Raw genomic sequence first — 15,452 nt, 5'->3', positions numbered from 1 at the left:
TTGGTACCTGGACCGGCCTTACACCGCCACGGGACAGATCTCTCCACCCATGCCCAGGATGACGACGCGGGCCGCATCTCCCTTCCTCTTCGCGCCTTCTCTCATTGCTTCCTGCACAGTGCCGAACGGGGTGAACCCCAACCGGCGGATCTCGTCCGGAGGGATCCCGGGGGACACCATGTACGCCTCTGTCCGACCGATCAGCCGTCCTCCCTGAACGATGTTGTGAGCTGAAACTTTGTCAAGCCGCCCCTGCGCAAGGAGCCGGGACGTCTCCTCCAACCCCCTGTATCCGAACTCCAGCACCTCAGGATGCTGACTGCCGACGCCCTCGGGGGCCGGTGTCACAAGAATGACCACGGCGCCATCGGGGACGATGCACTCGAGCGCGCACATCGCCTTGACCCCCTGCCAGAGGTCCTGATCCAGGGGGTGCGTGTCGATGAGAAATATCCCCGCCGCAGCCGGATCCGGCACGGGGACACGGTAGAATTCCCCTGACAGCGCACAGCCCGCTCTGTGGGCCTCAACCGGTTCTCCCGAGAAGCACCGGACGATCCGTCCGCTCCCGTCGAGCACGACGTTGACGATCGCCGTGAGCCCGGCCATCCGCGCGATCCTGTCGATCTGCTCACGCATGGGGTTGTCTCTGACCCCGAGCACATCTCTCTGCGGGAAGTGCACGCTTTTCCAATGGAACTCGCCAACGGCTTCTTCAGTGGCAACCCCGGGGGCAATGATCTTCCCGCCGCCGGAGAACCCCGCGGCAGGGTGGGGGGCGATGCTTCCGACACCGATCACGATGTCCGCATCGTGCATGGCGCAGTTCAGGAGCACCCGGTGTCCGTCCAGCTCGCCGTAGTCGTGGAGCGCACCGGGGTTCGCCCATTCGTGGTTCGCGACCGGAATCCGTCCAGCGATCGACGGGCCCACCCTGGCCGCGATCTCTTCGCGCGTCATGTGCCGGTGCGTTCCGAGTGCTATCAGCAGCCGTATGTTCGCTTCCCGCGCTCCTCCCCGTGCGAGCTCCGTCAAGAGGGGAGGGAGGATGCGATGGACGGGTGTGGGCCGGGAGATATCATCGACCACGATGAGCACACGGGAGTTCGGGGTGACGAGCTCCGAGAGCCTCGGCATCCCGATCGGTGCGCCAAGGCTCTCCTCAACAAGTGCTTCGGGCAACTGGCCCGATGGTGCCATCGCCCTGACCGTGTAGACCTCTACCGGATGGGTGGCCGGGATCTCAACGGGCGCGATCGAAGGATACGGGAACGAGTAGTTGAAACTATTTGATGTACTCATGATCCCTTCTGTCCGGAAATGCCTGCGGCGCCAACCCCCGAACCTTGTACCGGGAAACCCCCGTGAACCCCGCGTACTCGACCTTGTCGGTGATGCTGATCCGGGCATAGCGGAAGTCCCCTTCGATGCCGTCGGTGAATCTCCGGTACGATCCGTCCGATATGATGATCAGATCCTGCCCTTCCGTTGTTGTTACCCGGCACACCAGCGCCGAATCACCGGGTACATCCACCCGTTCGACAGCGATCCGGGTAGGATCGATCCGGCTCGAAGAGGCGAACGGATAGATCAGTGTCACCATGCGGTCGACGTTCGGGTTTCCCGAAAGATCTTTCCTGAAGATCAACCAGTCGATCTCCCTGTGGGAGGGCTCATGGGGAAGCCCGTTCAGATCCGCGCTTCCTGCGGTGCGAACCCTCTGAACATTCCGCACGTCTCTCCGGTCCTGCTTGATCACGAAACCCTTCTCACCCTGTGATGTGAAGCCATCCGGGAGTTCGGCCATGGTGGAGGGGGTATGGAAATTGAACTCCATATCCTGGTTACGTCCGGCTGTGACCACGTCGTCGACAATGAGCCAGTACTTTTTCTTTGCGGAGATGATGTGCCGGCGGTGCTTCGCCTTCTGGTACGTGAGGTAGCCGTCGTGTGAGGCAGCGAACACGTCGGTCTGCGCCATGGGAGACCAGACCTTGTCGTACCCCCGCATGTTCATCTTTTCCGGAACTGCCTGGTTGATCGTCACCATGTTGTGCGCACGGGGATGCTTGTACCAGCTCACGTGCAGAGAGTCCAGGTAGCCCAGCTCGCCGAGTCCGGCGTCCAGTGCGATGGGGATCCCGTTGGCGTAGATCTCGAAGGCCAGATGGTCGTAGTGGCTGTGATTCTGCCACTCGCCGTAGTTGAGTATAAGGAAGTGACTCTCCGGGCTCCAGGAATCCCGCATGACGACGAACTGCGAATGGGGGAAGTCCACGGACGTCGTCGCGGGGGGCGTGACGTTGAACGGCATGGAGGAGATCTCCTCCGCGGAGAATTCGTGCCGGACGGCACCAACGAAATCGCCCCGGCTGAAGAACCCGGCCATTTCCCGGAACATACGGACAAGGCTCTTGCCTCTCCCCGCGTCGTTGAAGGGCGCATTGACTCCCACCGGGGTGTTCGTCAGGACAAAGAACTCGATGAACTTTTCCAGCCGCCCCAGATAGGCGTCCTTCAGCGAGGGGTCGTTCTTGAAATACTGGAACATCATCATATAGCGGTAGAACACCGTGAACATGTACTCCGCATAGCTCGGCGTTCTCTCGATGTATCCCCCGTCGTCTTTGATGTCGTTCTCGAGGTGCTGGACCATGGTCTTTCTCCCCCGGTCCAGCCAGGAATCCGACTCGCGGAACTCCGGGTAGACCAGTGCCGCATAGGAGAGCGTCATGGCGGTGTGGGTCTGCCAGTTGTACGGGTGAAACGGGGTTTGTGCCAGACACTGGTCCAGCCACCGGGAAGATCCCAGGATGATCTTCAGCAGCCTCTTGTTGGTCTCCGGCGAGAGGTGCCGGGCGAACACCCTGTGAGCATCGATCAGCCGCTGCGTCCTGGCGGCCAGACCCAGCTCATACCAGACCACATCGTATTCAGTGATCTGGTTCGGCGCACGCTCCCCGCGGATGCTGTCGAGCTGGTCATACCATTGGTTGAAGAGACTCTCGAACGCCGATGCCGTAGCGGGATCACGCCGCACCAGAAAGTCGGCGATCAGAGCGTCGAGGAAGGAGAGGTAGTGGACGCCGTGTTTCGATGCATTCGGATAGTTGTGATTGAAGTCGATCTTCTTGCCCCAGTTGACCCCGTAGAGCGTGAATCCCTTCCCGGGCGTGAAGACCTGTTCCGCGGAGCGGACGATGGCCTGTGCCCGGCTCGAGTCCGTCCGGACCTCGTTCAGGAATTCGTCCGTGGTAATGAAGAACTTCTTGTTCTGAGGATCATACGTCGAGAGCCGCCCGTTGTCGCTCTTCCCGGTAACGGAATGGCGCAGGAGACCGGACACCCGGTCATACCGCCGGGCCGAGAGGGCCTCCCGCAGGTCGCCGGCGATGGCGGGCACGGCAAGCGAACCGACGAGTTCTTCGTCGGTGATGGCGCGGATCTTCTTCTCGAAGTAGGACTTGTCGATGAGGACGTCGTGCCATTCCGAAAGTGCGAGCTTATGATCCCAGCCGGCACGGTCGCCATGGGGGACCTCCTGCCTGCACAGAGGGCAATACCATTTGTCCCCGACCTGGTAGACGGTGGACTGGAGACGGATAACGGGACCGGACCGGTCCTTCTCGTCACGAGGAGTCTCCTGAGAAGAGAACGTGATCGGGAGGAGGGCAAGCAGGAAGAGCACTCCGTGCAGCATCGGCGGGACCTCGGGGGGTGTTGGTGGACTGTGAACATGGTAGTCAGCGGTCTTCAGAAATGCAAGCCATGCCTTGACATCCAAGTTGTTATTCCCCTTATTCGGAGTACGCGAGCGGGAAGTGAATCAATTCGTACGGGATAGACAAGCAGGAGCGCATCATGATCAGATCGTTGGTCCTTTGTTCCATTCTTCTCATAACAGGCATGGCGCATTCTGCGCCGGCCCGGAAGCCGGCCCGTTTGGCTCTGGTGCAACTCCTGGGCGGGCAAACGCAGGACTGGCGGCAGTATCTCGCCAAGGGGCTGGAGGCCATCGACGAGGCAGGGAAGCTGCAGGTGGACATGATCGTACTGCCGGAAGGCGTGAACTTCGGTCCGGGGGTGGATGTGACGTATGCGGAGGCGGCCATCGGCCTGGATTCTCCCGAGCTGGTTGAAGTCAGCAGGAAGGCCAGGCTGTATAACTGCTATATTGTCTTTCCGTTCATCCAGAAGGAACGCGGGAAGATCTACAACAGCGCGGCGGTGTTCGGCAGACAGGGGGAACTCGTCGGCGTCTATCACAAGACCCATGAGCCGCGCGCTGTCATTGAGACACAGAACGTCACCGTGGGGAATGAATGGCCGGTCTTTGATCTGGATATCGGAAAAGTCGGCATCATGATCTGCTATGACACGATCACTCCCGAGCCCGCACAGGTCTACAGTCTGCTGGGAGCCGAGTTGCTCGTTTTTCCACATGTGATCTCCATCCATCAGAACGGGGATCAATTCGATCTGCGTACGCGGGCGCGGGCGCTCGACGCATGTGTGTATGTCGCTTCGTGCGGGTGGGCCCGGCCGCACGACGCGGGCGAACCGGGGCCGCTCTCCGGGACGTGTGTGATCGACTATGAGGGCCGCGTCACCGCCCAGGCGGCAAAGGATACGAAGGACATCCTCGTTGTCACGGTTCCATTCACACAACCTCGCATCACCAAGGACCTTGGTGTGTACGGTGAGGCGGAGTGGAAGAAGGTGTATTTTGGCGAAAGGAGGCCGTGGCTGTACAAGGTACTCAGCGACGACAATAAGGCATGGCGGAGCTGGGCAACAGAGGAGAACTACTAGCCGGAGAAGCCGCCGAAGACGTGCTGCGGAAGATCGGCCCGCCGATGATCGCGGAGGGATACCGCTTTGTTGAGGAGTTTGTTATCTTGTGTGATCCGATCCCGGAACAGGGCGGCACCGCGGGTCGATCCCATGAAACGAAGACCGAAGGACGAACTGAGATGAGCACCCCGATGGTGCAGGAGAACGCTGGTAAGGTATACGAGTTCATGAAACGAGGGAATGCCGGGTTGACGCGGGAAACCGCGAACGAGGTGGACCACGACCCTGCCAGCTGGGGAATGGACATCGACGACTGGGATTGGAATGCCGGCGTCGGCATGATCGCGATATCCGACTACTATGAGAAGACCGGAAAGCCGGAGATCCTGGAGTTCATGCGGGGATGGGTCGCCCGGAACAAACACCAGTGTGCGAAGAAGGACCACGTCAATTACCTCGCACCGCTGGCCATGTACCCGGACATGTTCCTGAGGACGAAAGAGGCCTACTACCGCGATACAGCGGTCGAGTACGCTGACTGGGTCATGGCCAGTGCCGGGAGATCTGCAGACGGCGTGTTCTATCACGGGGCATCTGTTTCGGGGGAGGTGTGGGCCGATACTGTGTTCATGGCCCTGGTGTTTCTCTCGAAGACGGCGAAGCTCACCGGGAACTCCGCGATGGCGGAGGCGGTGATCAACCAGATCCTTGCACACTGCCGGCTCCTTCAGGACCCGGCCACCGGCGTACTGTACCACGGGTATCACTGCGTGGAGGATCACCACATGTCGGGAGCCCTCTGGACACGGGGCAACTCCTGGGTGGTGATCGGAGCCCCGATGATCATCGAGACCATCCGGGACATCGTGGAGATCCCGAAGGAACTCTTTGAACGGTATGAAAAGTTGGTGAGTGGCCTGCTGTCGTTCCAGGCGGAGGACGGTCTCTGGCATACGGTGATGACCAGGCCGGATTTCTACAAAGAGACCTCGGGAAGTGCGGGAGTGGCGGGAGGCATCCTCAAGGCGGTGCGCATCGGCATGCTCCAGCCGGACCTGTTGCCACGCGCTCGCAGAGCTCTTGATGCGGTGGTTGCGCAGATCAGCGCCGACGGCGGCGTGCAGGGCGTCTCGGGCGGAACGCCGATCATGCCGACGATCGATGCCTACGGGAAGCTGACCCGCTATCCAACATTGTACGGTCAGGGGCTGACGCTTCTGATGCTGAGCGAATGCCTGTACCAGGACATGGCCGGGGCAGGAAAAACATCGTCATAGTGAAGGCCGGTGGCATGAAGCAACCCACTCTACCCGTTCGGATCGGCATCCGTGCGCACGATTTCGGACGGCTACCGGCCGGAGAGCTCGCGGCGAAGATCGCTGCCGGTGGATTCTCCTGCGCGCAGCTCGCGGTTGGCAAGGCGATCGCCGGGATCACGCTCAAGCCCGGACTTCTGAATCCGGGGCTTGCGTTCGAGATCGGCGAGGAATTCCGCCGGCACGGAGTGCAGATCGCGGTGCTCGGGTGTTATGTCAATCCGCTCCATCCGGATCTTGCCACGCGCCGATCCCTGCTGACCCTCTTCAAGGAGCATCTGCGGTTCGCGCGGGATTTCGGCACCGGGCTTGTCGCCCTCGAAACCGGCTCGGTCAACGCCGACTACACGCCTCATCCCGATAACCACGGGGAAGCGGCTTTCCAGGATTCGCTCGCGAGCATTGCGGAGCTTGCCGCCGAAGCGGAACGGTTCGGGGTCCTCGTGGGCATCGAAGGGGTCGCCTCGCATGCGGTATCCACACCCCGGAAGATGCGGAAGATGCTGGACGCCGTCGGGTCGGCGAATCTGCAGGTCGTCTTCGATCCCGTCAACCTACTGACAGCCGAGAATCACTCCGAGCAGGAACGGGTCATCGGTGATTCCTTCGACTTGTTCGGAGACCGGATCGTGGCGATCCACGCGAAGGACTTCGTTATCGAGCATGGCCAGCTCAGGCCGGTCGCCGCGGGTGAGGGACATCTCCGGCACGATCTGGTGATGCGGTTCGTGGTCGAGGAAAAACCCGGGATCAGTATCCTGCTGGAAGATACGACAGAGCTGACAGCCCGGCCGTGTGCGGAGTTTCTGCGCAAGGTCCTGGGATGAGATCGGTCCCGCCGGTGCCATAGCGAAGCCGGGTGTGGTCACCGTCCCAACAAGCGGCCTGCAAACAGCGCGGCAACCGGGTTGTGGCGCACCCTTCCCGCCAGCGTCACCTGGCACACGATGTACGAACCGGCGCCGCGACGTTTCTCGGCGGCTGCGAACTTGCTTTGCCATGCGCCGCCTCCCCAGACCCCGTTCCCATTCGTCAGGATCGGATCCCACTCCCTGGCATCGAACACCGTCGGAAGCAACGGTGTGAAGTAGTCTACCGTGGGGTCATACCAGCACTTGAAGTCCTCCGGCTCGAACCCGGCAACGAGCTGGTGGCCGGTGGCACGCGACACGAACTCCCTGGCGCGCATCACGCATTCCTCGACACGTACCTCAGAGCCACCGATCTTGTATGTCCCGACGGGAAGCTCCAGAAACACTGCCCTCGCACCTCCAGCGACAGCACTATCGATGGTGCTCCGATGCTTCGCATATTCGGCAACGTCGTCGATCAGGAGTACAGATGGTGTTGCGCCGCCCTCGTTCATTCCCAGTTCCTCCAGCAACTGCCGCGCCCTTCCGTCACCTGTGCCGATAACGCGGATAGCCGCTGCACCAGGCGGTGGGAGTGAAGGGAACACGTCGAACTCGATGCTTGTGTCAACGATGATGCTGTCCGTATCGGCAAGCCCCAGCCGCAGGAGGAATCGGGTCCGCTCACGCACGTCGGGTGCCTGATGGACGAAGTAACCCTGGAAGGCCGCTCGGATGGATTCGACGGTGGCGGGCGACTGGCGCGAATAGACGGCGCGTCCATCCTGCTCGAGTTGCCACCGGAGCTGCAGTCCCTGTGGCGACGCGGGCGTGTCGTTGCAGAGCCAGAACTCGAACGACATCTGTTCTCCGGCCGTGAACGCCCAGCGGTCGGTGCGGATGTTCACCGCCAGCGGCTCGAGTGCATCGCGATATGCGAAGTACGCCGGCTTGGGGCGGCGCTCACAGTCCATGATCGTCTTCATCCAACTGGAAGGGAAGGCATCGATGAACAGGTGGATCGCGAAGCCTGTCATGCGATCGTCGCGGCGGAACCGTTCGGCGAAGAGCCGCGTTGCCCAGGCCTGGTGCCGTTGACTGGCGGCCACCCAATCAGCCAGCGAGTGCTGCGTGTCGAACCACATGTAGTGGAAATTGCCGGTCTGTGAGCCGGGGATGGCATTGGGTGACCATCGGGATTCGTCCGCGCCCGGCAGCCACGTGCGGGGATACCGGCGCCGCATGAGATCGGCCGGGTCGAGCCCCTCCGCACCGAACTCACCGCACGCGTACATCCAATCGGGTTTCACCGGTACCCAATATCCTCTGTGAAGCTTTCCCAGCTCGAGGCCGTGGCCGTTGTACCAACCGCAGTACACGTGATTGTCCGGCAGTGTCTCGCCCGGTGGGTCGTAGTCGCCTTCCACATGCTTGATGACGCGGTCCGGATTCAGTATCCGCACGGCCCGGTCGGCAGCGCCGAAAAATGCTTCGAGGTCGGGACGGGTCAGATGGCGCTGGGGCTTGCCATTGGCATTGGGAAACGGCTCGTTGATGTAGCTGATCATGATGTTGGAAGGATGGGCGCGGACGATCCGTTCCATCTCCTCCGCCTGACGGACGCCTTCCGCGACCTTGTTGTAGCGCATGCAGCCGAACAATGGAAGATCGGTCTGCAGCATCAACCCGAGACGGTCACAGTAGTCGTACACCTCAGGTTGTACAGGCCTCTGCGTCAGCCGGAGGTAGTTCATGTTGCAGATCTTGGCGAGCAGGATGTCGTCCACGAGCTGCGGGAAGTCCTTCTGAAACACATCCTGCTGTTCGAATCCCATCGTGTTTGCGCCACGCAGCCTGATCTGCTTATTATTGAGGAGCAAGCGTCCCCGCGGGATCGCATCGACATCCTGGCGCATGGTGCGCATACCGAACTGACGCTTCGCCTGGTCCACAACACGTCCGGCATCGTCGAGCAGTCGGACCTGGATCTGATAGAGCCAGGGTGTGTTGAGATCCCACCACCGGACCTCCGGTATGACGAGCGGCACTTTGAGCAGGTTCATGCCGGGACCCATCGTGAGGGTCACGTCCTGATTGTCCGTCGGCTTCTGGAGGTCTCCGACGCCGGGAATGATCCGGGTGCCGGGGATGTAGCGAAGGCGGCTGATGACCGTATCCCTGAAGTTCTGACCGTAGACGGAGATCTCCAGAGACGCCGGCTTGTTGCGCCGGTCCGTATTCCACACCTCGACCCATGCCTCGGCGCGTTCCTCGTCGGGCAGCGGCCGTACCCAGAGATCGGCAACGTGCATCGGGGCTCGACCCTCGACGATCACGTCCTGATAGATGCCGAATCCGGGCGGGCAATGGTGCCAGCCAAACCCGGGATCGTCCCACCCGAGGTTGGTTGCCGCATACATCTTGTCTCCTTCCTCATCCTGCCCCCACGAGTCGTTCCCCATGTAGATCGCATCGTTCTCAACCTGCACAAGCAGCGTGTTGGAGCCCTCGCGGACGTACCGGGTGCAATCGAATTCGAAGCCGGCGAAGAATCCCTCGTGCGAGCCGAGGTAGTGCCCGTTGACAAACACGCGCGCCTTGTAGTCCACCGCGCCAAACCGGACAAAGACCGCGCCCTTGCCGAGCATGGTCCGCGTCACCGGGAATGTTGTCCTGTAGAATGCGACCGCGCGGCCGATCGGTCCGCCGAAATGGGGGACCCTGACGTTCGTCCACCTTCCGGCACCCCGCAGCGTATGCTGAAAGTCCGATCGGTCGGCGTCGGTTTCCAGGCGCCATTGAAAGGTCTCGATCCGCACGGTCTCGCGGAGAGAGGGGAGGGCGGGGGCGAGGTCCTTGAGGTACTGCGCGTACACGGCGCGCTGCCGGGCAAGTTCTTCCTTCAACTCTTCGGGTGTGTCGATCTTTGGCCGTGGTGTGAAGGCTGCACCCGGATCGGACTCTCCACCCCGGAGGATGGTCCGGGGAAGCGACGGGGGATGCACGTCCTCAAGCGGGCCTCGATCTGATCCGATGGCACGGCCGCCGATGGCCGCGAATACGTCCGTGGCAACGGTAGGTGTGTCTCTGGCCGCCGGGCTGTGTTGCGTTTGCCGGGGTGCAGCCGTCTGCGACCATCCGAGGTGCCTGCCTATGTGAAGACTGACGAGGAGGCCTGGTATCAAGAATACGCGGGTACACTCAGAGAGTCGTTGTCTCATGTCGACGGAGAACCTCCTGCCTATTCGTCCAATGGGGCGCAACTGTTGTGATCTGCCGTCACTCTTTTGTATCGCTACAAGGTCAGAACCCCCGATGCGTTCGCTTCGGTCCGTGCGCGACCGGATTCGGTACTCATCATGCGGGGGTCAGGTCAAGATACTACTACCACACCGGCGTGTCAAATGCCGTCCATACCGTAAACCATACCTGAATCACACCTCGGATGACTCCGCGTGCAAGGCCGGTTGGTGAGGCGCGATGCCGTTCCATACGTGGACTCTCTTTGCGAACGGCTTGCATTTCCAAACATCACGGCGTATACTCGTGACGTACCTGCCCGTGTGTCACTCGTACCCTGTTCTCGCGACCGCCAGCCGGTCCGCCCTCATTACCCATGCGATCAACGGGAATGCACGTCGCCAACGCGTCGGCCCTGCGATCGCCGTTGCGATCGAAAAGGATCCCGTGCATGAACCTATATCTTCTCCTCCCTGCCCAACGGCGAAGTGCCTTCGCTTTCGTCTTCCTCTGTGTGAGCGCCCTGGTGTGTGGCGGATGCCGGCCCGCTGAGCCGGGCTCATACGAGCTTCGCGTTCCAGCGATGACCGTGACGTTCGATCCCACCGGTGCCGTGCAGCAGATCGTGATCCCCGGCCCTGATGGAGCGCGCAAGGTGCGGGCATTCACGCAGCTCCGCGATTGTGATCCGGAAGGAAACGTCACGTTCACACGCAATGACTCGCTCCTCAGCTTCCAACAAAAATGGACCTCACGGTCCGGTGGTAACTCGGCCCTGGTGACCGATGTGTTCCGGCGTGGGATCGGCAGTGTCCGTTGGGAAGTGGAGGTTGCGGGCCTGGAAGGGCCGTGGAGCACGCCGATAGAGACACACCTCATCTATCCCGACAGTGTGTCCGCAAAATTCTGGACTGCATGGGGGGACCCGAGACTGGGCGACATCCGTGGCCGGACGCCCGAGCAACAGCGCACCATCGGCATTCTTCCTTCAGATGTGACCGGCAATTGGAGCGATCCGCTTCTTCCCATCCCCTTCGTGAACGACACCATCTGGTATGGTGCCCCGCCGTACAGCTACGAAACACCGCGGATCGGGTTCATCCCCTTCCAGGGAAACCTCCTCGGGATACCGCTGGTCACCGTCTCCGAGGAACATGGAGACAGAGGGCTGAGCCTTGTCCAGTCGCCGGCGGACACACTGTTCGATATGAACCTCAGAGTGCGTTCTTCGGGGGCAATGGTCATCAGCCGAGAGTATCATCGCATTTCCGCGGCCGGCCCGATCCGCTTTCATATGGACCTTGTCGCTCATGAATCCGGGTGGCGCGGAGGTCTCCGCTGGATGACGAAGGCCTACCCCGGGTACTTCGAACCGAATATCCCGGAGGCACACGAGATCGCCGGCACCGGCGCCTACTCGTCGCTCGAAAAACCGTTCAATGTCCGGAAGATGCGAACGATGGCCTTTGGCGTGAACTGGAAGGCCAGCTTCGACTTTCCCTATATGGGCATGTTCATTCCTCCGGTGGCGAACGACACCGCGCAATGGACCAGATACGGCGGTGGGAGGACGACCATCGAGGCGATGCGCATGTACAGTGAGGGGATGAAGTGGCAGGGGTTCCATGTCCTGAGCTATTTCAATGTCACAGAATTCGGAGCCGAGGTGACCGATCCCGCCCCGCCCCGGAAAGCAACGAGTGAAGAGGATCTCTGGAAGAATGCGGACGACTTTCTGTACGCGAAACTCGCCGATGCGATCCTTCCCCTCCCGGCGGGAGTGACGCAGGAGATGCTCCCGTCGTATCCGCGGTCCCGGACCGGCGGCCCATTCTTTACATGGGGGAACGGCATCATCATGGATCCGGGAGAGCCGGTCTATCAGACGTTCCTTCTCGATCAGGCAGAAAAACATATCTCTCTGATCCCGGATGCGGCGGGCATCTGCATCGACAGGATGGATTGGCTCAGGATGTACAATGACCAGCGAGACGACAGCCTGAGCTGGTTCGGTGGACGTCCGACCCGTTCGTTGATCGTCTCCTGGAAGAGCATGCTGGACAGACTCGGACCGATGATGCACGACGCGGGGAAAGTGATCTTCGTCAACAATCACGATAAGCGCATCGATGTGCTCCGGCAGACCGATGGATTCTTCGATGAGTTCACGTATGCGGGATCTCCCCTCAACCTGACCGCGCTGATGGGGATCCGGCGGCCTGTTCTCGGTTGGACCTCGGAAGAGAAGAATCTCCGGCCGGATGCGGACGCGTTCTTCCAGCGCTACCTCCACCTTGGCGTCTATCCGATGGCTCCTTTCCCGGCCAATGACCATTCGCTCCAGCCCAGCGCCTGGGTGGACAAGCAGTACCTGGACTATGGTCCGCTCCTCAGTGTCCTGAAAGGTAAGAATTGGGTCCTTGAACCTCATTGCGTCGAGGCGAGGAATCAGCAGGCGAAGGTGAATCTGTTCGAGGTACCCGGAGGGTGGGTTGTTCCTGTTACGTTCGGACCCTCTCGTGGAAAGGTCACTGTCACGCTCAGGCGTGTGCCCGGTCTCAAGGCAACGCTGAAGGCGTATGCAGTGTACCCGGGTGGAGGGGCGCATGTTCCGGTCGTTCTGGCACCGGCCGGAGACGCGGTGAGGATGGTCGTCGGTATGCGCCGGGGATGCGCCATGGTGAAGATCGAAAAAGGCCTGTGACAATGAACCAGAAGAGCTATCTGACCTTCATCTGCTCGGTCGCAATGGTCGGCGGATTGATGTTCGGCTTCGATATCGCCATCATCTCCGGCGCGAATGCCTCGTTGCAATCGTATTTTCATCTCGATGAACTGGAGCTTGGCTGGGGGACGGGCTCGCTTGTTCTGGGGGCGATGTTCGGCGCATTGGGATCGGGAGGACTGGCAGACAGGTACGGGAGGAAGAGACTCCTGAGCTATGTGGCGTTGCTGTTCGCCCTCTCGTGTCTGGGCAGTGCGCTTTCCCACACCTTTATTGCCTTCGTGGTGAGCAGGATCGTGGGCGGACTCTCCGTCGGCGCGGCATCCGTACTTGCGCCGATGTATGTTGCCGAGATCGCGCCGAAAAAGATCCGGGGGATGCTCGTCTCCATCTACCAGCTCACGATCGTCATCGGGATCCTGATCTCCTATCTGATCAACTATGGCCTGTATGGTATCGAGAATGACTGGCGGTGGATGTTCGCGACAGGCGTCGCCCCGTCGGTGCTCTTCTTCCTGGGGCTCTTTGCGATCCCCGAGAGCCCACGCTGGCTCTATTTGAAGGGACAGAAGGAGAAATGCAGGGCGATCATCGGCCGGATCGCCGGGCCAGCCGAAGCGGATCTGGAGGTCGAGGAGATCGCCCGCACGCTGGAAGACCAGAAGAGCACATCGCAGTCCGGCGACCTGCTTGCCCCGTCGGTGCGCAAAGCAAGTTTCGTGGGATTCCTCATCGCGGGGCTTGTCCAGTTGAACGGGATGAACGCGGTCGTCAATTACGCCCCGAAGATCTTTCAGGGGGCCGGTTTCGAGATCCAGAACGCTCTGTTGAATACCTCGTTCATTGGCCTCATCAATTTCATCTTTACGTTCGTCGCGATCGTCGTGATCGATAAGGTCGGACGGAAGACCCTGTATCTGACCGGATCCCTGGGAATGTCTGTCTCGTTGCTCTGCCTGGCAGCGACATACTTCCTGCATCTCGAGGGGGTCCTGACCATGGTCTTCGTCCTGGCCTTTGTGGCGTTCTTTGCCGCCTGCATCGGCCCGGTATTCTGGACGCTTGTGGCGGAGATCTTCCCGAACCGGATCAGGGGGAAAGCCGTTGCCATCGCGTCCGCCATTCAGTGGAGCGTCTATTTCATTGTGGCTTTGCTCTTTCCCCGCTTCCTGGAGGTGGCCGGTGGAGGGATGGCATTCCTGTTCTTTGCAGGCATGACGACCGTGCAGTTCCTGCTTGTGCGGCACTACCTCCCCGAAACGAGAGGGAAGAGTCTGGAAGAGATAGAGATGCATTGGCATGAAGCACCCACCACAGGACATGCGCACCAGGAGTCGACACCACGGCCATGAATTCACGCGAACGGTTATTGCGCACGATCAATGGAGAGGTCACTGACCGGGTTCCGGTGACACTGTTCATCCAGGACCACGGGCATTTCATCCACCAACTCCACCCGGGGATCGATCCTCTCGATTACGAACAATTGACATGCAGGGTGATCGACTATCAACGCAGCCTTGGATGCGATGTCTTCGCGCGCATGATCTTTGATCTGTACCACCCGTTGGGCATCTGCCTCGGTGGCGTGGACGATGGACACGAGACCGACACATGGAAGGTGAAGACCGACGTCACCGAGGAGGGGAATAATCTTGTGCGGTCCTCCGTCATCACGACGCCGGACGGGAAGCTGTCGCAGGTATTCGTGCGTACGGCGCTGAACAGGGGAACCTACGTCTATTGCTGCACCAGGAAGCCCATCGCGACCGAGGCGGACCTGGACATCGCGATGACGTACGAACCGAAGATGTCGGCGGCGTACGGAGAGATGGTAAAGGGGAAGATCCGCCGGATCAAAGAGTACATCGGCAACGACGGGATCCTGGGGACCTGGGTGTCGGGTGGCCCCTTCAATAATGCCTCTATGATCATGGATCACACCCAGCTGTATATGCTCTTCCTGACCGAGCCGGAGTTCTTCGAGAAGCTGATGCGGTTCACGATCGATCGCACGCTGGACTACACCCGCGCCTTCATTGAGGGCGGCGCGGACGTCATGCTCGTTGGGGGGAACGTGCCGGGCGGATTCCTCGGATCCAGGACGTACGAACAGCATATTCTCACCCACGAGAAGCGGTACATCGATCTCATCCAGGAACAGGGTTGTCCTGCAGTGTACCACAATTGTGGCGAGATCATGTCCCTTGTGGGTTCATACAAGAAACTTGGAGCCCGGGTCGTTGAACCGTTCTCGCCGGTGCCTCTTGGCGATGCCGATCTGGGAAGAGCAGTCGACATCGTGCGGGGAGACTATGTCATCATCGGGGGCGTGGACCAGGTGAATGTCCTTCAGAAGGGGACGGTGGAGCAGGTCCGTCAGGCGACCATCGCAACGATGGAGGCGGGCAAAAGGAACGGCCCGTTCATCATCCAGAGTGCGGATTTCCTCGAGTACAACACTCCGATCGAGAACGTCGAAGCCTTCGTTGCGACGGCGCGGGCACATGCAGCGTACACGTAGGG

General features: G+C 60.6%; 9 protein-coding genes. 6 read left to right on the top strand and 3 right to left on the bottom strand.

The annotated features are described in order from the left end of the window. Positions 1-18: 18 nt before the first annotated feature. A complete protein-coding gene (larA, locus tag IPI01_07635; protein MBK7257662.1) occupies positions 19-1,302 on the bottom strand; it encodes a nickel-dependent lactate racemase in 1,284 nt (427 codons plus the stop codon). After that, positions 1,286-3,784, bottom strand: a complete 2,499-nt coding sequence (locus tag IPI01_07630) for an alginate lyase family protein (GenBank protein MBK7257661.1) — start codon at positions 3,782-3,784, stop codon at positions 1,286-1,288. Before IPI01_07630 ends, larA begins: the two co-directional genes overlap by 17 nt. Before the next feature lie 77 nt (positions 3,785-3,861). Between IPI01_07630 and IPI01_07625 the strand changes: the two genes are divergently transcribed. The 3 genes from IPI01_07625 to IPI01_07615 all read left to right on the top strand — a co-directional run bounded on the left by IPI01_07625 (position 3,862) and on the right by IPI01_07615 (position 6,937). Then, complete coding sequence (locus IPI01_07625) at positions 3,862-4,812, top strand: carbon-nitrogen hydrolase family protein (protein MBK7257660.1); 951 nt, start codon at positions 3,862-3,864, stop codon at positions 4,810-4,812. Between the two features lie 161 nt (positions 4,813-4,973). Further along, positions 4,974-6,071 carry a glycoside hydrolase family 88 protein gene (locus IPI01_07620; GenBank protein ID MBK7257659.1) on the top strand — a complete coding sequence of 366 codons (1,098 nt, stop codon included), beginning with the start codon at positions 4,974-4,976 and terminating at the stop codon, positions 6,069-6,071. A gap of 14 nt (positions 6,072-6,085) precedes the next feature. Then, positions 6,086-6,937, top strand: coding sequence for a sugar phosphate isomerase/epimerase (locus IPI01_07615; GenBank protein ID MBK7257658.1), 852 nt, complete (start codon positions 6,086-6,088; stop codon positions 6,935-6,937). A gap of 38 nt (positions 6,938-6,975) precedes the next feature. Here the strand turns inward: IPI01_07615 and IPI01_07610 are convergent, their stop codons facing one another. Next, complete coding sequence (locus IPI01_07610) at positions 6,976-9,966, bottom strand: glycoside hydrolase family 2 (protein ID MBK7257657.1); 2,991 nt, start codon at positions 9,964-9,966, stop codon at positions 6,976-6,978. Positions 9,967-10,652: 686 nt separating this feature from the next. On the opposite strand from IPI01_07610, the gene IPI01_07605 reads away from it, so the two are divergent. Genes IPI01_07605 through IPI01_07595 form a run of 3 tightly spaced genes read left to right on the top strand, consistent with a single transcriptional unit; the run spans position 10,653 to position 15,450 of the window. After that, entirely contained in the window at positions 10,653-12,905 is a 2,253-nt protein-coding gene (locus IPI01_07605; protein ID MBK7257656.1) for a hypothetical protein, read from the top strand. Next, positions 12,902-14,278, top strand: a complete 1,377-nt coding sequence (locus IPI01_07600) for a sugar porter family MFS transporter (protein MBK7257655.1) — start codon at positions 12,902-12,904, stop codon at positions 14,276-14,278. Before IPI01_07605 ends, IPI01_07600 begins: the two co-directional genes overlap by 4 nt. After that, positions 14,275-15,450, top strand: coding sequence for a hypothetical protein (locus tag IPI01_07595; protein ID MBK7257654.1), 1,176 nt, complete (start codon positions 14,275-14,277; stop codon positions 15,448-15,450). Before IPI01_07600 ends, IPI01_07595 begins: the two co-directional genes overlap by 4 nt. Positions 15,451-15,452 lie beyond the last annotated feature (2 nt).

This window comes from Ignavibacteriota bacterium (assembly GCA_016707525.1).
GTDB lineage: Bacteria > Bacteroidota > Ignavibacteria > UBA10030 > UBA6906 > JAGDMK01.
The sequence above is the reverse complement of the archived record's forward strand: the minus strand, read 5'-3'. Positions and strand labels throughout refer to the sequence as shown.